Source organism: Pantoea sp. EKM20T (assembly GCF_011800485.1).
In the GTDB taxonomy this organism is placed as follows: Bacteria; Pseudomonadota; Gammaproteobacteria; order Enterobacterales; family Enterobacteriaceae; genus Pantoea; species Pantoea agglomerans.
In genome coordinates, this window is record NZ_JAALFW010000003.1 from 239,090 (window position 1) to 263,354 (window position 24,265).

At 56.6% G+C, this 24,265-nt stretch carries 19 protein-coding genes; 11 read left to right on the forward strand and 8 right to left on the reverse strand.

Annotated elements, in window-relative coordinates; genetic code table 11:
• The first annotated feature begins 276 nt into the window (after nt 1-276).
• From HFD94_RS07095 to HFD94_RS07115, 5 genes are all read left to right on the forward strand, one after another.
• Nucleotides 277-1,260 carry an arabinose ABC transporter substrate-binding protein gene (locus HFD94_RS07095; protein WP_010245365.1) on the forward strand — a complete coding sequence of 328 codons (984 nt, stop codon included), beginning with the start codon at nt 277-279 and terminating at the stop codon, nt 1,258-1,260.
• A gap of 99 nt (nt 1,261-1,359) precedes the next feature.
• Nucleotides 1,360-2,880 (forward strand): L-arabinose ABC transporter ATP-binding protein AraG, encoded by a 1,521-nt coding sequence (gene araG, locus HFD94_RS07100; protein WP_010245364.1) that lies wholly within the window; start codon nt 1,360-1,362, stop codon nt 2,878-2,880.
• Nucleotides 2,881-2,892: 12 nt separating this feature from the next.
• On the forward strand, nt 2,893-3,876 hold the full coding sequence (gene araH / locus HFD94_RS07105) for an L-arabinose ABC transporter permease AraH (RefSeq protein WP_010245363.1): 984 nt from the start codon (nt 2,893-2,895) through the stop codon (nt 3,874-3,876).
• Between the two features lie 76 nt (nt 3,877-3,952).
• Nucleotides 3,953-4,870, forward strand: a complete 918-nt coding sequence (gene araC, locus HFD94_RS07110) for an arabinose operon transcriptional regulator AraC (protein WP_003853440.1) — start codon at nt 3,953-3,955, stop codon at nt 4,868-4,870.
• Between the two features lie 102 nt (nt 4,871-4,972).
• Entirely contained in the window at nt 4,973-6,019 is a 1,047-nt protein-coding gene (locus HFD94_RS07115; protein ID WP_010670085.1) for an oxidoreductase, read from the forward strand.
• An 82-nt stretch (nt 6,020-6,101) separates the two neighbouring features.
• Here the strand turns inward: HFD94_RS07115 and add are convergent, their stop codons facing one another.
• The 3 genes from add to malX all read right to left on the reverse strand — a co-directional run bounded on the left by add (nt 6,102) and on the right by malX (nt 10,019).
• Nucleotides 6,102-7,097, reverse strand: coding sequence for an adenosine deaminase (add, locus tag HFD94_RS07120; RefSeq protein ID WP_010245359.1), 996 nt, complete (start codon nt 7,095-7,097; stop codon nt 6,102-6,104).
• A gap of 143 nt (nt 7,098-7,240) precedes the next feature.
• Nucleotides 7,241-8,413, reverse strand: a complete 1,173-nt coding sequence (locus HFD94_RS07125; RefSeq protein WP_167432942.1) for a MalY/PatB family protein — start codon at nt 8,411-8,413, stop codon at nt 7,241-7,243.
• A 16-nt stretch (nt 8,414-8,429) separates the two neighbouring features.
• Complete coding sequence (malX, locus tag HFD94_RS07130) at nt 8,430-10,019, reverse strand: maltose/glucose-specific PTS transporter subunit IIBC (RefSeq protein WP_167432943.1); 1,590 nt, start codon at nt 10,017-10,019, stop codon at nt 8,430-8,432.
• A gap of 174 nt (nt 10,020-10,193) precedes the next feature.
• On the opposite strand from malX, the gene malI reads away from it, so the two are divergent.
• Nucleotides 10,194-11,219, forward strand: coding sequence for a Mal regulon transcriptional regulator MalI (gene malI / locus HFD94_RS07135; protein ID WP_033779241.1), 1,026 nt, complete (start codon nt 10,194-10,196; stop codon nt 11,217-11,219).
• Between the two features lie 42 nt (nt 11,220-11,261).
• Here malI and HFD94_RS07140 read toward each other — a convergent pair whose 3' ends face one another.
• Nucleotides 11,262-12,761, reverse strand: coding sequence for a YdgA family protein (locus tag HFD94_RS07140; protein ID WP_167432944.1), 1,500 nt, complete (start codon nt 12,759-12,761; stop codon nt 11,262-11,264).
• Nucleotides 12,762-12,893: 132 nt separating this feature from the next.
• On the reverse strand, nt 12,894-14,069 hold the full coding sequence (gene manA / locus HFD94_RS07145) for a mannose-6-phosphate isomerase (RefSeq protein WP_167432945.1): 1,176 nt from the start codon (nt 14,067-14,069) through the stop codon (nt 12,894-12,896).
• 199 nt (nt 14,070-14,268) lie between these two features.
• On the opposite strand from manA, the gene fumC reads away from it, so the two are divergent.
• Complete coding sequence (gene fumC / locus HFD94_RS07150) at nt 14,269-15,666, forward strand: class II fumarate hydratase (protein WP_010670092.1); 1,398 nt, start codon at nt 14,269-14,271, stop codon at nt 15,664-15,666.
• 42 nt (nt 15,667-15,708) lie between these two features.
• On the opposite strand, the gene tus is transcribed toward fumC, so the two are convergent.
• Nucleotides 15,709-16,638 carry a DNA replication terminus site-binding protein gene (gene tus, locus HFD94_RS07155; protein WP_033757557.1) on the reverse strand — a complete coding sequence of 310 codons (930 nt, stop codon included), beginning with the start codon at nt 16,636-16,638 and terminating at the stop codon, nt 15,709-15,711.
• A 201-nt stretch (nt 16,639-16,839) separates the two neighbouring features.
• On the opposite strand from tus, the gene HFD94_RS07160 reads away from it, so the two are divergent.
• The 4 genes from HFD94_RS07160 to HFD94_RS07175 all read left to right on the forward strand — a co-directional run bounded on the left by HFD94_RS07160 (nt 16,840) and on the right by HFD94_RS07175 (nt 19,553).
• On the forward strand, nt 16,840-18,024 hold the full coding sequence (locus tag HFD94_RS07160) for an MFS transporter (protein ID WP_167432946.1): 1,185 nt from the start codon (nt 16,840-16,842) through the stop codon (nt 18,022-18,024).
• Nucleotides 18,025-18,231: 207 nt separating this feature from the next.
• Nucleotides 18,232-18,726: an Rrf2 family transcriptional regulator gene (locus HFD94_RS07165; RefSeq protein ID WP_010245324.1), complete on the forward strand. Its 495-nt coding sequence runs from the start codon at nt 18,232-18,234 to the stop codon at nt 18,724-18,726.
• A 196-nt stretch (nt 18,727-18,922) separates the two neighbouring features.
• Complete coding sequence (locus HFD94_RS07170; protein ID WP_122888909.1) at nt 18,923-19,105, forward strand: type II toxin-antitoxin system HicA family toxin; 183 nt, start codon at nt 18,923-18,925, stop codon at nt 19,103-19,105.
• A 22-nt stretch (nt 19,106-19,127) separates the two neighbouring features.
• Nucleotides 19,128-19,553, forward strand: a complete 426-nt coding sequence (locus HFD94_RS07175) for a type II toxin-antitoxin system HicB family antitoxin (RefSeq protein WP_167432947.1) — start codon at nt 19,128-19,130, stop codon at nt 19,551-19,553.
• A 234-nt stretch (nt 19,554-19,787) separates the two neighbouring features.
• On the opposite strand, the gene oqxB is transcribed toward HFD94_RS07175, so the two are convergent.
• Both oqxB and HFD94_RS07185 read right to left on the reverse strand, forming a co-directional pair.
• Nucleotides 19,788-22,940, reverse strand: a complete 3,153-nt coding sequence (oqxB, locus tag HFD94_RS07180; protein WP_031593601.1) for a multidrug efflux RND transporter permease subunit OqxB — start codon at nt 22,938-22,940, stop codon at nt 19,788-19,790.
• A gap of 12 nt (nt 22,941-22,952) precedes the next feature.
• Complete coding sequence (locus HFD94_RS07185) at nt 22,953-24,107, reverse strand: efflux RND transporter periplasmic adaptor subunit (RefSeq protein WP_022625698.1); 1,155 nt, start codon at nt 24,105-24,107, stop codon at nt 22,953-22,955.
• Nucleotides 24,108-24,265 lie beyond the last annotated feature (158 nt).

The window sequence follows — 24,265 nt, forward strand, 5'->3', positions numbered from 1 at the left end:
TGTCATCGGCAGTGATTTTGTGATCCATTGCAAAAGTTAAGGTCCGGTTAAATTTGCTGAATATATGGATCATTTTGTCGTGATTTTAAGATGTGATACCGCTCTACATTTTTCTTCGCTAATACCGCTAAAACTAACCCAGCGTCTGGACAGTCTGTCAGCATATGCCAGCCTAACGCACTGATTTATGGCTGTACCCACAAAACAAAACAAACTGGTAGCGTTTACACCGATTCGTTATTAGCAGCGAAAAATAACCTGGTACCGGAGAGCATCATGCATAAATTCACTAAAGCGTTCGCGGCCATCGGCCTGGCAGCGGTTATGTCACAATCCGCTATCGCCGAGACCATGAAGCTGGGATTCTTAGTCAAGCAACCAGAGGAACCCTGGTTCCAGACTGAATGGAAATTCGCCGACAAAGCGGGCAAAGATCTTGGCTTTGATGTCATTAAAATTGCCGTGCCGGATGGTGAAAAAACCCTGAATGCCATCGACAGCCTGGCGGCTAACGGCGCGAAAGGTTTTGTTATCTGTACGCCCGATCCGAAACTCGGCTCTGCCATCATGGCAAAAGCGCGTGGCTACGGTCTGAAAGTCATCGCGGTCGATGACCAGTTCGTCACCGCCAAAGGCAAACCAATGGATACCGTGCCGCTGGTGATGATGGCCGCGACCAAAATTGGTGAGCGTCAGGGTCAGGAACTCTATAAAGAGATGCAGAAACGCGGCTGGGATGTGAAAACCACCGGCGTGATGGCGATTACCGCCAACGAACTCGACACCGCTCGTCGTCGTACCGGCGGCTCCATGGACGCCATCAAAGCCGCTGGCTTCCCGGCAGCGCAGATCTACCAGGTCCCGACCAAATCTAACGACATCCCTGGCGCGTTCGACGCCGGTAACTCTCTGCTGGTTCAGCATCCTGAAGTCAAACACTGGCTGATTGTCGGCATGAACGACAACACTGTGCTGGGCGGCGTGCGCGCGACCGAAGGTCAGGGCTTTAAAGCGGCTGACGTCATCGGTATCGGCATCAACGGCGTGGATGCCATCAGTGAACTGTCGAAAGAGAAGGCGACCGGCTTCTACGGATCTCTGCTGCCAAGCCCGGATATCCACGGCTACAAAAGCAGCCAGATGCTCTACAACTGGGTCAGCAAAGGTGAAGAGCCACCGAAATTCACCGAAGTTACCGATGTGGTGCTGATCACCCGTGACAACTTCAAAACTGAACTGGCGAAAAAAGGACTGATGTAACCCTGAGCCTGCCAGGCAGTTTGTCGCCTGGCATCCTTAATAGCCAATTTCGCGCCGCCCGCCATAACCGGCCGGTGGCGCGAAAGAGTGAGGAAAAACATGAACACTGATTCAGCATTTCTGTCGTTTCATGGCATCAGTAAAACCTTCCCTGGCGTCAAAGCGTTGCAGGATATCTCCTTCGACTGCCGTGGCGGTGAAGTCCATGCTCTGATGGGCGAGAACGGCGCAGGCAAATCGACGCTGTTAAAAATACTCAGCGGCAGTTATCAGCCGAGCGGCGGTGAGATTCGTATTAAAGGCCAGCCGATGAGCTTTCAGCGCACCACCGATGCGCTGGACGCGGGCGTCGCCATTATTTACCAGGAACTGCATCTGGTGCCGGAAATGAGCGTGGCAGAGAACATCTATCTCGGTCAGATCCCGCACAAACATGGGCTGGTCAACCGTAAGCTGATGCGTTTTGAGGCGGGCCTGCAACTGAAAAATCTCGGCATGGATATCGATCCCGATATGCCGCTGAAATATCTGTCGCTGGGGCAGTGGCAGATGGTGGAGATTGCCAAAGCGCTGGCGCGTAACGCGCGTATTATCGCCTTTGATGAGCCAACCAGCTCCCTGTCGGCGCGTGAAATCGACAACCTGTTCCGCGTCATCCGTCAGCTCCGTGAGGAGGGCCGGGTGGTGCTCTACGTTTCACACCGCATGGAGGAGATCTTCGCCCTCAGCGATGCCATCACCGTCTTTAAAGATGGCCGCTACGTGCGGACGTTTACCGATATGGCTAACACCCATCACGACGATCTGGTGCAGGCGATGGTGGGACGAAACCTTGGTGATATCTATGGCTATTCACCGCGTGCCAAAGGCGCGGTGCGGCTGGAGCTGGACAAGGTCGAAGCGAAGGGCGTGCGGACGCCGATTTCGCTGAAAGTCCATGCCGGTGAAATCGTCGGCCTGTTTGGCCTGGTCGGTGCCGGTCGCAGTGAACTGCTGAAAGGGCTGTTTGGCGGCACGCGTCTGCGCGGCGGTCAGGTGATTCTGGACGGCAAACCGCTGCCGCTGCGGGAGCCGATCGATGCCATCCGTGCGGGCATCATGCTCTGCCCGGAAGATCGCAAAGCCGAGGGCATTATTCCGGTGCATTCGGTGCGCGACAACATCAACATCAGCGCCCGTCGTCATAACCTTACTGCGGGCTGCCTGATTAAAAACGGCTGGGAAAATAAAAATGCCGACAGCCATATCCGCTCGCTAAACATCAAAACGCCCAGCGCCGATCAGCTGATCATGAACCTTTCCGGCGGCAACCAGCAGAAGGCGATTCTGGGACGCTGGCTGTCAGAGGATATGAAGGTGATCCTGCTGGATGAGCCAACGCGCGGTATCGATGTCGGTGCCAAACATGAAATCTATAACCTGATTTATCAGCTGGCGAACCGGGGCATTGCGGTGCTGTTCGCCTCCAGCGATTTACCGGAAGTGATGGGCCTGGCCGATCGCATCGTGGTGATGCGCGAAGGTGCCATTGCCGGTGAACTGCTACACGACGACGCCACGGAGCAGCAGACGCTGAGCCTGGCGATGCCCAAAACCACTCAAGCGGCCGCCGTGGCCTGACAGGAGATCATCATGGCTTCATCCACGACCTCAAATACGCCGCAGCCCGCTTCACGCGGCGGCCTGCAGTTAGGTCGCATCTGGGACAACTTCGGCATGCTGGTGGTATTTGCACTGCTGTTTATTGTCTGTGCGATCTTTGTGCCGAACTTCGGCTCGTTTATCAATATGAAAGGCTTAGGGCTGGCAATGTCGATGTCCGGCATGGTCGCCTGCGGCATGCTGTTCTGTCTGGCCTCCGGTGATTTTGACCTGTCGGTCGCTTCCGTCATCGCCTGTGCGGGTGTGGTTACCGCCGTGGTGATTAACATGACCGAAAGCCTGTGGATTGGCGTGGGTGCCGGTCTGGTACTCGGTATGATCACCGGCTTTATCAACGGCTTTGTGATTGCCCGCCTCAAGATCAATGCGCTGATCACCACGCTGGCGACCATGCAGATTGTCCGCGGCCTGGCCTATATCTTCTCTGACGGTAAAGCGGTCGGTATCGAAGATGAGCGTTTCTTCGAACTGGGCTTTGCCAACTGGCTTGGCGTGCCCGCTCCCATCTGGCTGACTCTGGCCACCATGCTGATCTTCGGCTTCCTGCTCAACAAAACCACCTTTGGCCGTAACACCCTGGCAATTGGCGGCAATGAAGAAGCCGCACGTCTGGCCGGTGTGCCGGTGGTGCGCACCCGCATCATCATCTTTATCCTCTCCGGTCTGGTTTCAGCGGCGGCGGGCATCATTCTGGCGTCACGTATGACCAGCGGCCAGCCAATGACCTCCATCGGCTATGAGCTGGTGGTGATTTCTGCCTGCGTGCTGGGTGGCGTTTCGCTGAAGGGCGGCATCGGTAAAATCTCCTATGTGGTGGCAGGGGTGCTGATCCTCGGCACGGTAGAGAATGCGATGAATTTATTGAATATCTCGCCATTCTCACAGTATGTGGTACGCGGTCTGATACTGTTAGCTGCGGTGATTTTTGACCGTTACAAACAGAAAAAAGCCTGATTGAGCGAGCCGTTGGTCCGCAGAGGCAGAAGCCTCTGCGGGCTATCCGAACAATAACAGACTGAGTGAGGACGCTATGTATCACCGCGAATTACCGGCCGAGCAGCAAAACCCCTTGTTGCCGGGCTATTCATTCAATGCCTGGCTGGTGGCGGGGCTGACGCCGATCACCGCCGATGGTCCGCTCGATTTCTTTATCGATCGCCCGCACGGCATGAAAGGTTACATTCTGAATCTCACTATCAAAGGTAAAGGGCGGGTATTTGACGGCGAGCGGGCATTTGACTGCGAACCTGGCGAAATGCTGCTGTTTCAGCCGAAAACGGCTCACTATTATGGTCGCGCGCCGGACAGCCCGCAGTGGTTTCACCGCTGGGTCTATTTCCGTCCGCGCGCCTACTGGCACGACTGGCTACGCTGGCAGGATGAGCAGGAGGGCGTGGGACGACTGCTGCTGCCTGAATCGCTGCGCGGCGAATTTGATCGCCTGTTTGCCAGTATCGAACAGACCCACAATTCGGGCCGTCGCTTTGCGGAAGAGCTGGCGATGAACCTGCTGGAACGGCTGCTGCTGCGCGCCGTTGAAGAAGATCCTCGTAGCCATCAGTTAATTCGCGATCCACGCGTGATTGAAGCCTGCCAGTACGTCACCAACCATCTCGCCAGTGAGGTTAAGATTGAAGAGGTGGCGCGCCACGTCTGTCTGTCACCGTCGCGGCTGGCGCACCTGTTCCGCGAGCAGATGGGCGTGAACCTGTTGCGCTGGCGTGAAGATCAGCGTGTAATCCGCGCGAAACTGCTGCTGCAGACCACCCAGGAGCCGATCGCCTCGGTAGGACGTGAAGTGGGCTATGACGATCAGCTCTACTTCTCGCGGGTGTTCCGCAAGCGGGTCGGCGTCAGTCCCAGCGACTTCCGCCGCCGTAATCAGGATGCGCACGACAGCCTGGCCGCTCAGACCGCCTGGCCGCTGGCGCGAAGTGCTATCTCTTAGTTTTTTCGGGGAATTCCGGCTTGTCGTCATTTGGTTAATAGTCTTAAATCAATCAGGTTATCAACTAAGAGTCTGGTCAATCAGGCTCTGAGAGGAATCCAAATGAGCGATAAATTACGTGTTGGTCTGATCGGCTACGGTTTTGCCAGTAAAACGTTTCACGCCCCGCTGATTGCGGGGACGCCGGACGTCGAGCTGGCAGCCATTTCCAGTAGCGACGCCAGCAAAGTCCACGCCGACTGGCCCGCCGTTAAGGTAGTGGCCGACCCTCAGGCGCTGCTGGACGACCCGACGCTGCAACTGATCGTTATTCCTACCCCCAACGACACGCACTTCCCGCTGGCAAAAGCAGCGCTGAACGCCGGTAAACATGTGGTAGTCGATAAGCCGTTCACCGTGACGTTGTCACAGGCACGTGAACTGGATGCGCTGGCGAAAGCCAAAGGGCTGCTGCTGTCGGTGTTCCACAACCGCCGCTGGGACAGTGACTTCCTGACGCTGAAATCGCTGATTGAGGCCGGTACGCTGGGTGAAGTGCGCTACTTCGAATCGCACTTTGACCGCTTCCGTCTGGAAGTGCGTAATCGCTGGCGTGAAATGAAAGGCGCAGGCAGCGGAATCTGGTATGACCTGGGGCCGCATCTGCTGGACCAGGCGCTGCAGCTGTTTGGCCCGCCGGTCGCTATCACGGTTGATCTGGCCGAGATGCGTCCGGGCGCGCAGACTACCGACTACTTCCACGCGACGCTGACTTATCCGCAGCGCCGTGTCGTGCTGCACGCCAGCATGCTGGTCGCGGCAGAATCTGCCCGTTATACCGTCCACGGCACGCGCGGCAGTTACGTCAAATATGGTCTTGATCCGCAGGAAGATCGCCTGAAGTCAGGTGATTTCCCGCCGCAGGAAGACTGGGGCTATGACATGCGTGATGGCACTCTGACGCTGGTTGACGGAGATTCCCTGACCGAAACGACCCAACTGACCCAGCCAGGCAACTATCCCGCTTACTATGCGGGCATCCGCGATGCGATTGCCGGACGTGGTAACAATCCGGTGACAGCGGAAGAGGCGATTCATGTGATGGAGCTGATCGAGTTAGGTCTGCAATCTGCCGAGAAACGCCAGACGATGTCGCTGAAGCGCGTTTAATCGGTCGGTGCTTAAAACGCAATAAGTAAAAAAGCGAAACGGGCCGGATATCCGGCCCGTTTTTTGTCGCTACGCTTCAGGATTACTGCACCCGTGCGCGAAGAGCCGCTTTCTCTGCTTCGCTCAGGAACGCAATCGTCAGACCATTTTCCTGCGCCTGACGGATCTGCGCCGCGCTCAGACCGGCAGCCGGAGCGGCGTGATGATACTCATGCGCCAGTTCAATGCCCTGAACCGCCGGATCATCCGTGTTAATCGTCGCCAGAATGCCATGCTCCAGGAAGGTCTTCAGCGGATGCTGCGCCAGTGATGGCACGGTGCTGGTCTGGATATTGGAGGTCAGGCAGGATTCAATACCAATACGGTGCTCCGCCAGGAAATCCATCAGCGCGCGATCTTCAATCGCTTTCACGCCGTGACCGATACGTTCTGCACCCAGCTCCCGAATCGCCTGCCAGATGCTCTCGGGTCCGGCCGCCTCGCCCGCATGGACGGTCACGCGGAAACCGGCATCGCGCGCCTGGGTAAAGTGGCTCAGGAACTCGCTGCCCGGGAAGCCCAGCTCATCACCCGCCAGATCGACCGCGGTGATGTGATCGCGATGGGCAAGCAAACCTTCCAGTTCGCTGAGGCAGGCATCTTCGCCAAAGGTACGGCTCATAATACCGATCAGACGCACGTCGATATCGTGCTGCTGACGGCCTGCGCGCACGCCCTCAATTACCGCTTCAACCACACCGGCAATCGGCAGGTTGTGGGTCATCGCCATATAACCAGGGGAAAAACGCAGTTCAGCATAGTGAATGCCCGCGCGGGCGGCATCTTCGACATTCTCCTGCGCGATCCGGCGGCAGGCATCCAGATCACCCAGCACTTTCACACCCCAGTCGAGCTTCTGCAGGAAGCTCACCAGGTCAGGCTCATTCTGGCCGACCTGCACATGCGGACGCAGCGTTTCCAGCGTGGAAGCAGGCAGGGCGAGGTTAAACTGGCGACCTAAATCGAGAATGGTTTGTGCACGGATGTTGCCATCAAGGTGGCGGTGAATATCAGTCAGAGGAATTTTAGAATCGATCATGGCGCACTCGCTCAGTTGTCGGTGAAGTGCAGAGCATTATAAAAATATCTTGCGCAACAGCGCCAGCTATTTGCGCAACAGCCGCGCTGGATGCTGCTTAATTACGCATAACCGGCGAGCAATGGTTGCCTCGCCGGTTAATATCACTTCTGCAACTGATGGATCGCCGCAATCAGGCGTGAAACGCCCTCATCAACTTTGCTGCGCGGACAGCCGACGTTAAGACGCAAAAACCCTTTGCCTGCATCACCGTAGGTCGATCCGGGCATAATTGCGACCCGTTGCTGGATCAGCGCCTGTTGCAGGGCCTCTTCAGGAATGCCCAGCGGATTGATATCGAGCCAGGCGAGATAGGTCGCCTCGGGAATGTGCCAGTTCAGTGCGGGAAACTCAGCGTTAAGCCGATTGGCAACCAGTATGAAATTATTATAAAGATAGCTGCGCAGGGCATCCAGCCAGGATGCGCCCTGACGGTAAGCCGCAACGTGTGCCGTGACGGCCAGCACGGCCGGAGAAGAAAGGCCGTCAGCATTTTTCAGCGCCTGAAACCAGGCGGCTCTGTCCGCCGCATCCGGGATGATTCCCCACGCACCGGTCAGGCCCGGCACGTTGAAGCTTTTCGACGCCGAGGTAAACAGCGCCCAGTCACTGCGCGCCACGCTGGCCCACGGAGTATGGGGCTGATTACCCACTATCATATCCATATGAATTTCATCGCTGATCACCCGCACGCCGTGACGATCGCAGAGCGCCGCCATCTGTTGCAGCTCAGCTGCTGTCCACACTTTACCGGTGGGATTGTGCGGGCTGCAGAGCAACAGGATTTTGCAGCGCGGGCGCGCCAGCCGCGTCTCCAGCGCGGCCATATCACATCGCCAGCTACCGTTATCCCGCTGCAGCGGCATCTCCAGCACCTGTCGCTGATTGCCGCGTACCGTTTTATAAAAAGCATCGTAGGCGGGGGTGTGGAGCACCACTTCATCATCCGGGTTGCTCCAGCGGCGCAGCATCTGCGCCACCATATAGATCACCGAGGGTCCATAAACCAGCGTGTCAGCATCGGGCTGGTAGCCGAAACGGCTGGACATCCAGTGGCAGCAGGCGGAAAGAAAATCATCATGCTGCCAGCGACTGTAACCCAACACGCCGTGTGCTACGCGCTGTGCCAGCGCCTGCTGAACCGCTGGCGCAGTTCTGAAGTCCATATCCGAAATGGTAAACGGCAGCAGATCGGGGACGCCAAAGCGGTCAGCCACGAAATCCCACTGGGTCGACCAGCTGCCGCGGCGATCGATGACTTCGTCAAAGTTAAACATTATCGGCTCCGGCACATCAGGCAGGGACATTCATCAGGTGTGACAGTTCATCTTTCACCGACTGCACCTGTGGACCAATAACCACCTGCAGGCTGGTCTGATTAAGATGGACCACACCTATCGCGCCGTTGGCTTTCAGCGCCGCATCATCCACTTTACTCATATCCGCCAGGGTCAGACGCAGACGCGTCAGACAATTATCCAGCGAGGTAATATTCTCCACGCCGCCAAGTGCCGCCAGAATAGCTGGTGAGTTATAGCCAGATTTGCCTTTACCGGCATTGCTGACCTGCTGCGCAACCGCACTGGCACTTTCCACTTCGCGGCCCGGTGTTTTGATATTGAAGTGCAGAATGGCGAAACGGAAAATCAGGTAGTAACCAACAAACCATATCGCTGCAACAACGGGCACCCAGTACCATTTGGTCGACAGCCCGTGCAGCACACCAAACACTACAAAGTCGATGATATTGCCGTCTGTATTGCCGATAGTGACGCCCAGTATCGCCATGATGCTGAAGCCAACGCCGGTCAGCAGGGCGTGGATCAGATAGAGGAACGGGGCGACAAACAGAAACAGGAATTCGATAGGTTCGGTGGTGCCGCCAACCACGCAGGCCACCACGCCGGAGATCAACAGGCCTTTGATCTTATGGCGATTCTCCGGGCGGGCGCAGTGATAGATGGCCAGGGCAGCACCTGGCAGGCCACCCAGGAACGCAGGCATTTTACCCTGTGACAGGAAGCGGGTCGCGCTTTCAGCAAAACCGTGGGTTTCCGGGCAGGCGAGCTGCGCCTGGAAAATGGTTAAGGCACCGCTCACGCTCTTGCCACACACATCCAGTGTGCCGCCTGCATCGGTAAAGCGCATGATGGCGACCAGAATATGCTGCAGGCCAAACGGCAGCAGCAGACGTTCGCCGGTTCCAAAGATCATCGGGCCAAAATCACCCGCGCTGTTAATCATCCAGCCTAATCCGGTGATGCCCCGTGCGAAAAAAGGCCAGATTAGCGGGACGACCAGTCCCAGTAAACCAATCACCAGCGTGGTGATAATCGGCACAAACCGGGTGCCGCCAAAGAAGGCCAGCGCATCGGGCAGTCGGATGTTATGGAAGCGCTCATGCAGCCAGAACACCACAATACCCACAATGACTGCGCCCAGAATGCCGGTATCGATCGACGGGATCCCCAGGATCGGCTGAACGTTGTTAGCTTTCAGCACGGCGGCATCGGTGGTTGGCAGAATGCCGTGGAAATTGAGCCAGAAGTTGATGCTGAGGTTTAGCACGGCATACCCCACAAAGCCGGCAAACGCTGCCACGCCCTTGTTCTCGCGCGCCATACCCAGCGGAATCGCAATGGCGAACATCACCGGCAGATAGCTAAAGGCGAACGATCCCAGTTTGGCCATCCAGAGAAACAGATATTGCAGCCAGGGGTGATCCAGCACAGGTAACAGGGTCAGGACATCACGACTGCTCAGCGAACTGCCAATCCCGAGCATGATGCCGCAGAAGGAAAGCAGGGCAACCGGCAGCATAAAGGTTTTACCCAGACTCTGGAAAAATTCCCAGACGGACATTTTTTGGTGAGAGGGTGACATGAACGCTCCTGGATAAACGGACCACTGAGTGAAGTGGCGGGATGATAAAACGTTTTACCTGGATCTTATGCGCGCTGAATCACACTCTTCAGGTCATGGACGATATAATTCTGACGTCATAAGGTGTAACGTTTTACCTTGTTTTCTAATGCTGTAATTCAGTTGAGTAATCTGATGAGTAAAATCACCATCAATGATGTTGCGGCGGCGGCGGGCGTGTCGGTGACCACGGTATCGCTGGTGTTATCCGGCAAAGGACGGATCTCTGCGGCCACCATGGCGCGCGTGAACGAGGCCATTGAGCAACTCGGTTTCGTGCGTAACCGTTCGGCAACCATGCTGCGCGGGGGTGAGAGTGGCGTGATTGGCTTGATCGTCCGCGATCTCAGCCAGCCATTTTATGCCGAAATGACGGCAGGTCTGAGTGAAGCGCTGGAGAAGCAGGGCAAATTGCTGTTCCTGACGCAGAGCGGCGCCCAGGGACAGCATCTGCATCGCTGCTTTGAGTCACTGGTCGCTCAGGGAGTGGATGGCGTGGTGCTGGGAGGCGGTGCCGATAAGGCCAGCCAGATTGTGACACGGGCCAGAGAGGTAAATATGGCCTTAGTCTGTGCCGCGCGCGCCAGTAGCCTGGAGGAGGTGGACGCTATTCGCCCCGATAATGCTCAGGCTGCGCGTCTGGCCACCGAATACCTGATTCGTCAGGGGCATCAGCGCATTGCCTGGCTGGGCGGCCATAGCGCATCACTGACCCGGGCAGAGCGTCTTGGCGGCTACTGCGCCACCCTGCTGCAATATGGGCTGCCGTTCCGGCCTGAGTGGATTATTGAATGCGGTAACACGCAAAAAGAGGCGGCTGACGCGGCGGTACAGCTGTTTCAGCACCATCCGCGGCTGACTGCCGTGCTGGCCTATAACGCCACTACCGCGCTGGGATGCTATTTTGGGCTGTTGCGCACCGGGCGAACATTCGCCCGGGGTGCAGTCGACAGCTATTACGATCAGCAGCTGGCTCTGATGGGTTTTGGCGATGAACCGCAGGCGGAACTGACCGATCCGCCGCTGACGTTTGTCACCAGTTCAGCCCGGGAGATTGGCCGTGTGGCAGCTGAGCGTATCCTGCAACGGATAGCGCAACCCGATGCCGCCCGGCAGAACGTGATTATGCCGCCGCAGCTGGTTATTCGCGGCTCGGCATAAAAAAGGCGACCCGGAGGTCGCCTTTAAAAGAAAAGTAGAGAATTACTGCGGCATCCCTTCGCTGGTCGGCATACCCAGCATATAGCGGGAGAGGAACTGCTCCAGCGTCATTTTGTCGCCGTTCATGTTCACCTGACCGTTGGTATACTGCAGGCTGGTGACGATATTGTTATCCTGCTGCTGGGTCAGGCGGAACATCTGACCCATCGCCGCCAGTCCTTTCACCTGCTGATCTGCCAGCTTCTGTGCGTCATCGGCCTGATATCCTTCAGCCAGTCCCACTTTATGCATGGTTTCGGTCGCCATTGGCATATTGATGACCAGCTTGCTGTCCAGGCTCTTGAGTACCCGATCAACCATGGCGCTGAGTGTCTGGGCTTCGCCGGTCACCGCAGAGGGATCGTTGAAATTTGCGTTCAGGTTAAAGGTGCTTTCACCTTTATCATTTTTCCAGCTCAGCGGGGCGATACTGATCGCAGGTGAGCCCTTCAGCAGCATCGGCAGGTTGCTCATCAGAATCTGATGCACACCCGCCTGGTAGCGGATAGGATCTTCCGCGACGCCAGGCTGGCTCAGCAGTTCCTGCATCTGCGCGTTGTAACGATCGGAGAAGGCTTTTACCGCCTGCGCATCAAACTGTGACAGTTTCATCTTCAGCGCTGCCTGACCAAAATCCTGCTTCTGCAGCTGAATGCCTTCAACCTTGTAGTCGATATTGCCGCCAATCTTACCGGCGCTGTTATCGAAAGAGGAGGTGCCTTTCATTTTGTGCAGCGTCAGGGCGTCCTGACCATTGATGCTGGCATTGACCTTCTCAATATCCACTGACTGGTCGCCAATACGAACGCCTTCCGGGCTGAGATGGGTGTTACCGCTCAGCTTCAGACCATTAATGGTGAACAGCACCGGCTGGCCCATCTCATTTTTACTGGTCAGCGCGAGGCTATCAACATCAATGTCCAGCGACACTTTGTCGCCTTTGTTATCCGCGCTGACGTTGAAGGTGCCCCCATTGGTGGCAAGACGCTCGCCGCTTTGCGCATTCTGATAATCAACCGGCAGAACGCGCAGCGCCGTATCGGTGGCACCGCTGTAGCCGATACGGGTATCGGCGTTAATCAGCGACTTGTTGCCGGTCAGCTCAAACAGCTTTTTCACCGCATCGGTGTTAGCCAGTTCGGTATGAACCGACGCCATGCTCGGGATCAGATTAAAATGCTTCAGCTGAGCAAACGGGAAAGGGCCATGATCGATGGTTTCGTTCAGGATGATGCTCTGGCCTGGTTTAAGCAGGGGATTATCTTCCGTCTGCGAGTTGGCCTGAATCACCAGATTCACTTTGCTGCTGAACACGCCGCGCTGATAGTCCTGATAGCTGATCTTCAGTCGGCTGTTAGGGGCATAAGCATTCAGCTGGGCATTGGCGTTCTGCACCAGCTCATCCCTGTGGCTTTCAATCTGCTTGCCGGTGAACCATGCCGCGCCAGTCCAGACTACGCCCAGTGCGATGATGACACCTACGGCAACATTGGTCTTTTTCATTGCTGATTCGTCCTTATCCTTGAGTCCGCTTATGCCGCAGGTTTACCCCAGCGACTGAAGAAAAACGCCCGCAGGCGTTTAAAAGCTAATAGGTTGAAATAATAGCAGTTAACAGGCACTCCGTCAGCCGCTTCACCCTAAGTCGTTAAATACCCGCGCCAGTCGGCCCGTGCCTGCGACCGTTACGGGGGATTCGCTGGCGGCAATGAAGCAGGATTCACCTGGTTTCAGCGTTATCTGCTGCTCGCCTTTGGCGATCACCGTCTGGCCTTCAATGCAGAACAGCACTGCGGCGCTCTGCTGCGTCAGCGGCTGTGGCTCTGCGTTCAGGGTATGAATGGCAAAGGCAAAATCCTCCACCGGAATCGGGAAGCGCAGCGCGTTGCCCTGTTGCTCTGGCTCAGTCAGCAGGGTGCTGGCTGGCTTCTCTTCAAACTTCAGGTTCGCCATCAGCTCGGCAATATCGATATATTTCGGGGTTAACCCGGCCCGCAACACGTTATCGGAGTTTGCCATCACCTCCAGCGCCACGCCTTTCAGATAAGCGTGCGGGGTCTCCGCATAGAGGAACATCGCCTCGCCCGGTTGCAGCGTGATTACGTTCAGCAGTAGCGGCGAAAACAGGCCGCTGTCGTCAGGATACTCTGCCGCAATCATGCGAATGGTCTGCCACGGCTCACCCTGTTGTGCATCAACCGCGGATTTCAGGATGCCCAGCGCCAGCGATTTCGCCTCACCCTCCAGTGACAGCAGGGTAGAGAAGAGCGCGGCCAGCGTATCCTGATCGGGATGCTGCAGAAAATGGGCTATCTGTGGATGTGCGCCCGCAACCGGCTCCAGCAGTGAGACCATCTCCGTCAGGGTGCGAAAGCCATTCATCGCCTGGAAGGGCGTCAGCGCGTAGACCAGCTCCGGCTTGTGGTTGGCATCTTTATAATTACGCTCAGCAGCTGTCAGCGGAATACCCGCCGCATTCTCACGGGCAAAGCCCACTTCGGCCGCGCGTTTGCTGGGATGGACCTGAATCGACAGCGGCTGATCGGCAGACAACACTTTGAACAGGAAGGGCAGTTCACCAAAACGCTGTGCCACCGCTTCGCCCAGCATGGCGGCAGGCGCGGCATCAATCACGTCACGCAGCGAACGCTCGCTGCCCTGGTCAATCACGGTGGAGGGGCTTTTCGGATGTGCGCCCATCCAGAGTTCCGCCATCGGCAGCCCCTGTGGATTAGCGATTCCGTAAAGCTCAGTCAACGCAGTTTTGCTGCCCCATGCGTAGTTTTGCAGCGTATTGTTCATTTTTTGCATTGTATAACCCTTTATCACGGGAAATTATTGCCAGTATTAAAGCAGAAACTGCCGGTAAAAATACATCTCCAGCGCAAAAGGACGCTAAGCTCTGATAATGTTAAATTATTGTGTATTACTATCCTGACCGCCCGGCAGTCGATCGTAATGACGTACCGGGCGGTCATTCTTTTAAAAACCAGATGAAGGAGACGTATTCATGGCAGCCAATCGCATTGAGAAAGATTCAATGGGCCCCATCGACGTACCGGCAGACAAACTGTGGGGCGCGCAGACACAGCGCTCACTGGAACACTTCCGCATCTCAACCGAAAAAATGCCGACCGCGCTGGTGCATGCACTGGCATTGACCAAGCGCGCCGCGGCCAGCGTCAACCGCGATCTGGGACTGCTGCCCGCTGACCGCGCCGAGGCGATTGTCAGCGCGGCCGATGAGGTGCTGGCTGACAAGCATGCGGATGAATTCCCGCTGGCGATCTGGCAGACCGGTTCCGGCACCCAGACCAATATGAACATGAATGAAGTGCTGGCGAACCGCGCCAGTGAAATCCTTGGCGGCGAGCGCGGAATGGCGCGGCTGGTTCATCCCAACGACGATGTGAACAAGAGCCAGAGTTCCAACGATGTCTTCCCGACGGCGATGCACGTTGCCGCCGTTATCGCCTTGCGCGAACAGCTGATCCCTCAGATTCAGGTACTGAAGAAGACCTTAAGCCAGAAGTCCGACGCCTTCAAAGATATCGTCAAGATTGGCCGTACTCACCTGCAGGATGCCACGCCGCTGACTCTGGGCCAGGAGATTTCCGGCTGGGTGGCGATGCTGGAGCATAACCTGAAGCATATTGAGCTGAGCATTCCGCACGTGGCGGAACTGGCGCTGGGCGGCACGGCAGTAGGTACGGGCCTGAACACCCATCCGGAATATGCGGTGCGCGTGGCGAAGGCGCTGGCCGATCTCACGCAGCAGCCATTTGTCACTGCGCCAAACAAGTTTGAGGCGCTGGCAACCTGTGATGCGCTGGTGCATGCGCATGGCGCGCTGAAAGGGCTGGCCGCCTCGCTGATGAAAATCGCGAACGACGTGCGCTGGCTCTCTTCCGGCCCGCGTTGCGGCATCGGCGAAATCGCCATCCCGGAAAATGAGCCAGGCAGTTCCATCATGCCGGGTAAAGTTAACCCGACCCAGTGCGAAGCGATGACCATGCTCTGCTGTCAGGTGATGGGTAACGATGTGGCGATCAACATGGGCGGCGCATCCGGTAACTTTGAGCTTAACGTGTTCCGTCCGATGGTAATCCATAACTTCCTGCAATCAATTCGTCTGCTGGCGGATGGCATGGACAGCTTTAATCATCACTGCGCGGTCGGCATTGAGCCGGTGCGTGAGCGCATCGATCAACTGCTTAACGAATCGCTGATGCTGGTGACGGCGCTGAATACCCATATTGGCTATGACAAAGCGGCAGAAATTGCCAAGAAGGCGCACAAAGAGGGGCTGACGCTGAAAGGCTCGGCGCTGAAGCTGGGTTATCTTACCGAAGAGGAGTTTGATGCCTGGGTTCGTCCGGAAGAGATGGTCGGCAGCATGAAGTCGTAAGGTTTGAGTGAGTCAGAGGCCAGCGAAAGCTGGCCTTTTTATTTATATCGGACAATCGACCCACAGATGCAGTCTGGGGATCAAAAGATTCAGCGGTTCTGCAGCAGGTTTATAACGATGGTTAATATTATCGGCATCGTAATTAAGCAATTCACCCAGAACCGGAACCTGGCTGCGATCGCGACAGATAACCAGAATCGGAGAAGGACAGGCCAGCTGAGTCTGTTTTTGTTCATCCGCGCGCCAGACGCGTGCAACCGGCTGGACTTTCACCGGGCGCTTGATTTTCAGCCGTGCCGAGGCGGGCAGGGCGCGCACGCTTGCCAGCTCCTCCTGCACTTTTTCCGCCCACTGTTCACGTGACCACGGCGCTTTTGCACGTCCCGACTTCAGGCTTTTTTCCAGCTGGGCGATCACCTCTTCGCGCTTGAGATTCTTGATAATGTGCTTGTTGGCCCAGCCGAAACGCAGGCTGTCCGGTGCGCTCAGCAGGGTGATAGTGCGATAGGCATTCAGGGTAATCAGCCCGCGCAAATGCTGGTGGACGAACTCAAAACGCGCCTCACTCGGCAGGCCAGAGTCCACCGTAATCAGCTGCTCAAGCCGTGCTTTCAGCTGATTGATGACGTCGACCAGTGCGCCGATCTCCGCTTCCTGCTGCGCGTCGCATTCGATACAGAGCGCGCCAGGTAAGCGCACGGCAGCCTTGGTGCTCAGCTGTTCTGACTGATGCTGCATAAACAGGCGGCAGTAGTGGTCAAGCGCCATTTTTAACGCGCTCTCCCCGAGATGCTGCTCGACGGCAATCCGGGTGATCGCTTCATGTTCGCGACCTTTAACCACCGGCGGCAGGCTGAAGACGCGGGCGATCAGCAGAGGCTGCGCTTCAATCTGCTGACGCAATTCACCCAGCGCCAGTTCCAGGTCATTTACACATTGATGCATATCAGCCACTAAGTCGTAGCGCGTCATGTTGTGCCTCCATAGTTACAACGTCCACAATGTGGCAGAAGCCTGGCGCGGATGCAAGCGTTATATAGTTACAACATACTATAGGTGGTTTACTCAAAACCGTGCGGCCTGCATGGCTATCCAGTCAAAAGGCATCACGCATTTTGGCTTATCGCAGAACATGTTATAAAAACGGTTCGCCTGCTAACCAGGAGATTGCCTGTGAATCAGAACAACAAACCCGGCATCGCCGCCATTATTACCCTGGGCTGGGTGCAGATCCTGTCATGGGGCGGGTCGTTCTACCTGATGGCGGTGATGGCGAATCCGATTGCGGCTGAGACAGGCTGGTCACAGCAGTGGATTTATGGCGCACTCTCGACCGGGATTCTGGTATCGGGCCTGCTGTCACCGCTGGCAGGCAGGATTATCGCCCGCACCGGTGGCCGCCTGTTGCTGGCACTAAGTGGCATGGTGATGGCGGTGGGGCTGGTGATCATGGCTTATAGCCACTCTCTGACGCTGTTTCTGTTTGCCTGGGTAATTATTGGCATCGGCATGGCGATGGGCCTTTATGACGCACTGTTTGCCACACTCGGCACCTGCTATGGCGGTCAGGCGCGTGCAGCGATCACCGGTATCACCCTGATATCTGGCTTCTGCACCACGCTGGTCTGGCCGGGAACGGCGTTGTTAATCCACGGATTCGGCTGGCGAAACGCGTCGCTGATAATTGCGGCACTGATGGTCGTCTGCGTGCTGCCTGCCTATCTGTTTGCCTTACCCGACAGTCACGCTAAGCGGCCGGAGAAACGACTGAGTCCGCAGCCTGGCTCGGCGGAGATTGCGCCTGCGCTGTTCTGGCTACTGTGTGCCATCTTTACCCTGGCGTCCGTGATCATGACGGCTATTTCCGTGCAGCTTATCGCCTTGCTGCAGGCGAGTGGTCATACGCTGACCTCGGCGCTGGCGATCAGCGCCGTACTTGGCCCGTGTCAGGTGGGATCCCGACTCGTCGATATCGCCTTTAAACGCAGTCATCCCATCCGTACCACCTTTTTTTCCGTCGGGCTGGTGGCACTGGGCTTGCTGTTGCTGGCACTGTTTCCGCAGATGGCGTTGCTGAGCATGGTGTTGTATGGCGCAGGAAATGGCTTACGTGCCATCGTGCGGGGAACTTTACCGCTGGCGATGGTCAAACCAGAGTCCTATGCGATTGTGGTGGGTAAAATGGCCCGCCCGGCGTTGATGGGGCAGGCACTGACGCCGCTGATAGGTGGATATGTGTTTGAAAAGATGGGAGCATCGGCGACGCTGTGGTTGCTTTGCGCCCTGGCAATCTTTAACGTGGTACTGGTTATTGCGCTGAAGCAGCGATTACCGGCGACAGCGGCCAACACGGCATAACGGAACGGTTCTCCTTGCTCCGCAGGAAGAGGGCCGTTAGCAGGCTAAGCACCTTGTGCTATCGGGCCTCAGCCTTTGGTGAATACGTGCCTTGTCACCGCCGGTTTGCTTCAAAAAAGCAACAGTGTTTGTTATATTTATTGCTCATTGATTGTTCACTTATGCGGCAATAAAACAATAAGATGCACCGCAACTCAGGATAAAGAAATGCTTGATTACCGCTTCCCGACAGCTTTGCAAATGGTTCTGAGCGTAGCGATGGCGGAGCAAATGGGAAAACGCTCTACCAGCGCGATTCTGGCCTACGGGCTGGAAGCGAATCCCAGTTTCATACGAAAATTAATGGTCCCGCTGACCCGTGACGGCATTATCGTCTCCACGCTGGGCCGTACCGGTTCGATTCATCTGGGCCGTCCTGCTGCGGAAATTACCCTGCGGGATATCTATGTCTCCGTGATCGAAGACAAAAAAATCTGGGCCGCGCGTCCCGACGTCGCGCCACGCTGTCTGGTCAGTGCCAACCTCTGCTGGTACTTCAAGTCGATAGCCGATGAAGCCGAGCAGGCGTCGCTGGATGTGCTGGCAAAACGCACCGTGGCAGACGCACTGAACGAACTGAAGAAACGCGACACCAGCAACTGCACCGCCGTGCCGGAACCTGAACCCGAAGAGATTGATGATCTCTGCAAAAAGAGCCGCTGATTAGCGGCTTTTTTTATGCCTGCTGGTCAGTAACTTCCTGCCTCAAATCTGCCATAAGCCAATAACTCACTTTCCTGGGGTCGGTTATCACGCTGAACCTGATAAACATTTGAAAATTCAGCATCCATCACAACATTAATGTTGTATTGATTATCACCAATGTTATTCTTGCTGTTATACACAGCGAGGGAACGCGATGAAGTACAGTGAATTCAGACGCTGGCTCATTCAGCAGGGCGCTATTTTGACTAAGCACCGCAGTGGAAGCAGCCATTTCAAGGTCTTCCTGGGCGACAGGCAATCCATTTTTCCGGATCACGGAGCAAAAGAAATGCCTGAAGCTACGCGCAGAAAAATTTTAAAAGATCTGGGCCTGTGAGCCCGATCAGAGAGGTAACTCTATGTTTAATTATGCCGTCAGATTAACTCATGACGCCAAAACCGATACCTATGAGGTCTCGTGTCGTGATTTGCAGTTACTGCATTCCGTCGGTGACACCGTTGAGGAAGCACTTGCAGAAGCCGAAGATGGACTGGTGACGGCAATCTCTCTCGAGATGGATACGCGTCGTCCGATTCCGGTTGCCAGTAAACCGCTGGAAGGAGAGTACATCGTCTCTGTGCCTGTACTGGTGGCAATGAAAGCGGCACTTTACAACGCAATGATTGAAACCGGCACCCGTAAAGTCGATCTGGCACGTCAGCTGGGCGTGAATGGCCCACAGGTTGATCGACTACTGGATGTAGAGCACTCATCGAAAGTCGAAAATGTGGAGCTGGCGCTGGCTCAGCTGGGACGCAAAGCCCGGATTGAAATTCGTACCTGATCATCTGTCCGCAAGCAGAACGCTAGAGGTCAAAGATGAATAATAATTCTGATCTGGCTAATGTCGCCGGGCAACCCGCCATGATCAATGAAACCTCGCTGAATGCGTTTATCATTGAAACGCTGAATGAAAGATTGAAGCGGCGTTAGCCTACAAGGTGGGGTCTGCTGGAATCAGTGAATCACAGGCAAAAAAAGGGGCGATCATATGATCGCCCCTTTTAACTTTTACGGTTTACGCCGTCACGGACGATGCACTACCTGACCGGCGCGTCACCAGCTTGCGCAGGGCGACGTAGAACACCGGCGTCAGGAACAGGCCGAACAGCGTCACGCCGAGCATGCCGGAGAAGACCGTAATACCGGTAACGCCACGGACCTCTGCACCCGCGCCCTCACCCAGAATCAACGGTATTGTACCGGCGATAAAGGCGATGGAGGTCATCACAATCGGACGCAGACGCAGGCGACACGCTTCCAGCGCCGCTTCCACAATCCCTTTGCCCTGAATCTCCAGCTCCCGCGCAAACTCGACGATCAGAATCGCGTTCTTACAGGCCAGCCCCATCAGCACCACCAGTCCGACCTGCACGAAGACGTTGTTGTCACCGCCAGTCAGCCAGACGCCAAACAGCGCAGAGAGCATGGTCATCGGCACAATCAGGATCACCGCCAGCGGCAGCGTCCAGCTCTCATACAGCGCGGCCAGCACCAGGAACGCCAGCAACACGGCCATCGGGAAGACAATCAGCGCGGTATTGCCCTGCGTTGACTGCTGATAACTCAGATCGGTCCACTCGATGTTCATGCCGTTTGGCAATAGCTGACCGGACATCGCTTCGAGCTGACTCATCGCCTGCGCCGAGGAGAGCACGCGTGGGTCGGCATCACCAATCAAATCCGCCGCCGGATAGCCGTTATAGCGGATCACCGGGTCGGGACCGTAGGTGGTGGTAATGTTGACCATGCTGCCAATCGGCACCATCTCACCGCGATCGTTTCGGGTACGCAGGTTAGCGATATCTTCGATGCTGTCGCGGAAATCCCCGTCAGCCTGCGCCATCACCCGCCAGGTGCGGCCAAAGCGGTTAAAGTCATTCACATACGACGAGCCGAGATAGGTCTGGAGCGTGCTGAACAGCGCGGTCAGCGATACTCCCTGCGCTTTGGCTTTATCCCGGTCTACCTTCACATCAAGCTGCGGAACGTTGGCCTGATAAGAGGAGATGGGGAAGTGCATCCCTGGTGTCTGCATGATGCTGCCTGACAGCGTATTAATCGCCGTCTGCAGTGCGCCATAACCCAGACCCGCCCGGTCCTGCACATAGAGCGAATAGCCCGAGCCCTGGCCCAGCCCCAGAATCGGCGGTGGCATAATCGAGAAGCCAAAGCCCTGCTGGATTTGAGCAATCTTCGCATTGATCTCAGCGTTGATCTCCGCCGCCGTATGTTTGCGCTCATTAAACGGCTTCAGACCGAAGAACACCGTGCCGCTGTTCGGGGTATTGGTGAACTGCAATGCATTCAGGCCAGGGAACGCGACCGCATAGGCGACGCCTTCGGTCTGCATACCGATTTCGCTCATCTTACGAATCACTTCATCCGTACGCGCCAGAGAGGAACCTTCCGGCATCTTCACGCCACCAATCAGGTAGAGCTTATCCTGCGTCGGAATAAATCCACCCGGCACGGTGTGGAACATAAATCCGGCACCTGCCAGCAGCAGAATATAGACGCCAAACACGGCGCCACGGCGACGCAGCGTACGGCCCACCAGCGATTCATAACCATGGGCACTGCGCTGGAAGAAGCGGTTAAACGGCCGGAATAGCCAGCCAAACAGCGCATCAATGATCCGCGTTAGCCGGTCTTTCGGCGCGTGATGATCTTTCAGCAGCATCGCCGCCAGCGCAGGCGAGAGCGTCAGCGAGTTAATAGCAGAGATCACTGTAGAGATGGCGATGGTAGTGGCGAACTGCTTGTAGAACTGCCCGGTGACGCCAGAGAGAAACGCCATCGGCACAAACACCGCGCACAGCACCAGCGCAATGGCGATGATCGGCCCGGAGACCTCACGCATCGCCTGATGCGCAGCGGCGCGCGGCGACAGCCCCATCTCAATGTTACGTTCGACGTTCTCCACCACCACAATGGCGTCATCCACCACGATACCAATCGCCAGCACCAGCCCGAACAGGCTCAGCGTATTCAGCGAGAAGCCAAGCAGATAGAGCACGCTAAAGGTACCGACTATCGAAACCGGCACCGCCAGCAGGGGAATGATCGAGGCGCGCCAGGTCTGCAGGAACAGAATCACCACCAGCACGACCAGAATGACCGCTTCCAGCAGGGTCTGCACCACGGCTTTAATCGAGTCGCGGACAAACACCGTCGGATCGTAAGGCGCGGCCCATTTCACGTCGTTGGGAAAGCGGGTCGCCAGCTCATCCATTTTGGCGCGAACCGCATTGGAGAGGTCGATGGCGTTGGCGCCAGGCGCCTGGAAGATGCCGATACCGACCGCATCTTTGTTATTCAGCTGCGAGCGAAGGGCATAGCTGCCCGAGCCCATCTCAATCCGCGCCACGTCACGCAGCCGCACCAGCGAACCATCTTCCGAGGTTTTCAGAATGATATCGCCAAACTGCTGCTCGCTCTCCAGTCGTCCCTGGGTGTTGATTGACAGCAGAAAATCGCTCTGTTTTTTCAGCGGCTCGGCACCCAGCTGACCGGCAGAGACCTGCACGTTCTGCTCCTGCATCGCCGTTACCACGTCAGAGGCGGTCAGACCACGCGCCGCCACTTTATTGGGATCAAGCCAGACGCGCATCGCATACTCGCCTGCGCCGAAAATCTGGATCTGACCGACACCCGGCAGCCGGGCCAGCTCATCTTTCACCTTGAGGGTGGCGTAGTTACGCAGGTAGAGCGAATCGTAGGTATTGTTCGGTGAGAACATGTGGACGACCAGCGTCAGGGTCGGCGACATCTTCTGGGTGGTGATCCCCAGCCGACGCACATCTTCCGGCAGTCGGGCTTCCGCCTGCGCTACGCGGTTCTGCACTTGCACCTGCGCCTGATCAGGATCGGTGCCTGGACGGAAGGTGACGGTGGTCACCAGCACGCCGTCAGAACCGGCTACTGACTTCATGTACATCATGTTTTCGACGCCGTTGATTGCCTCTTCCAGCGGCGTCGCCACGGAATCCGCAATCACTTTCGGGTTAGCGCCTGGATACTCGGCGCGCACCTGTACGCTGGGTGGCACCACGTCGGGATATTCACTGACTGGCAGCAGCGGGATGGCAATCACCCCGGTCACAAAAATCAGGATCGACAGCACCGCAGCAAAAATAGGCCGGTCGATAAAAAAGCGGGAAAAATCCATAGCGGCCTCGGGTTATTGAGCGACTGCCGCACGCATGGCGACCGGCTGAGCAGTGACCGGCATGCCGGGCATAAATACTTTTTGCAGACCGGCGATGATGACCTTGTCGCCAGATTGCAGACCCGATTTAACGATGCGCAAACCATCCACCATCGCGCCAGGCTGGATATCGCGCCGCTGCGCTTTACCTTCGCCATCCACCACGTAGACATATTTGCGATCCTGGTCGGTCAATACCGCCTTATCATCGATCAGCACCGCCTCGAACTGTGCGCTGCCGGGCAGACGCACGCGGGCAAACAGGCCAGGCGTAAACTGCCGCTGTTGATTGTCGAGCAGGGCGCGCATACGAATGGTGCCGGTGCTGGCGGTCAGCTGGTTATCCAGGAAGTCAATTTTGCCCTGGTGCGGGAAACCCTGTTCGCCGACCAGCGCAATCTCAACCGGCAGCGCATGGCGCTGCTGGCCCTGACGCGCCATCGCCTGATAGTTCAGGAAGGTGTTCTCATCGACATCGAAATAGACATACATCTGCTGCTGCGACACCAGCGTGGTTAACACACTGGCGCTGTCGCCGGCGGTCACCAGGTTACCGGCGGTGATCATCGCCCGGCTGGCGCGGCCATCAATCGGCGCGGTGACGCGGGTGAAGTCGAGGTTCAGCTGCGCCATATCGACCGCGGCCTCTGCGGCCAGCACATCCGCCTGCGCCTGACTGGCGGCAGAACGACGCTGCTCCCACGCTTCGCGGGAAATCGCCTGCGTGCCGATCAGCTTCTCGCTGCGGCCCGATTCGCTGCGGGCCAGACTCGCCTGACTGCGCGCCCGGGCCAGTTCCGCTTTGGCCTGCTCCAGCGCCGCGCGGTAACTCCGGTCATCAATGGTAAACAGTACCTGACCTTTTCTGACCTCATCGCCTTCACGATAGTTAACGGCATCAATGTAGCCAGAGACGCGCGGACGCAACTGCACGCTCTGCACCGCTTCAACCCGGCCATTGAAATTGTCCCACTGACTGACCGGTTTGATCAGCACGGGTGCGGCACTCACTTCAGGCGGCGGGGGAGCGGCGTTTTGCGCCACACCTTTATCGCAGCCGCTCAGTTGCGTGATGAGCAGTACCATCCCTAAGAGGGTTAAACCCTGACGAACCCGGTTCGTAATCATTGTTGTTATTCCGCGATAGATATAAACAGGCGGCCTGCAGGCCAATATTTGCAACTTTTAAGATTGCAATTAATCGCGGTGAGTGTAGGCTTGCGTGGCTGGCAACTGCAAGAATAACAGATACACTTTATGTGCGGTTTAGGGCAGGGCGATGAAAG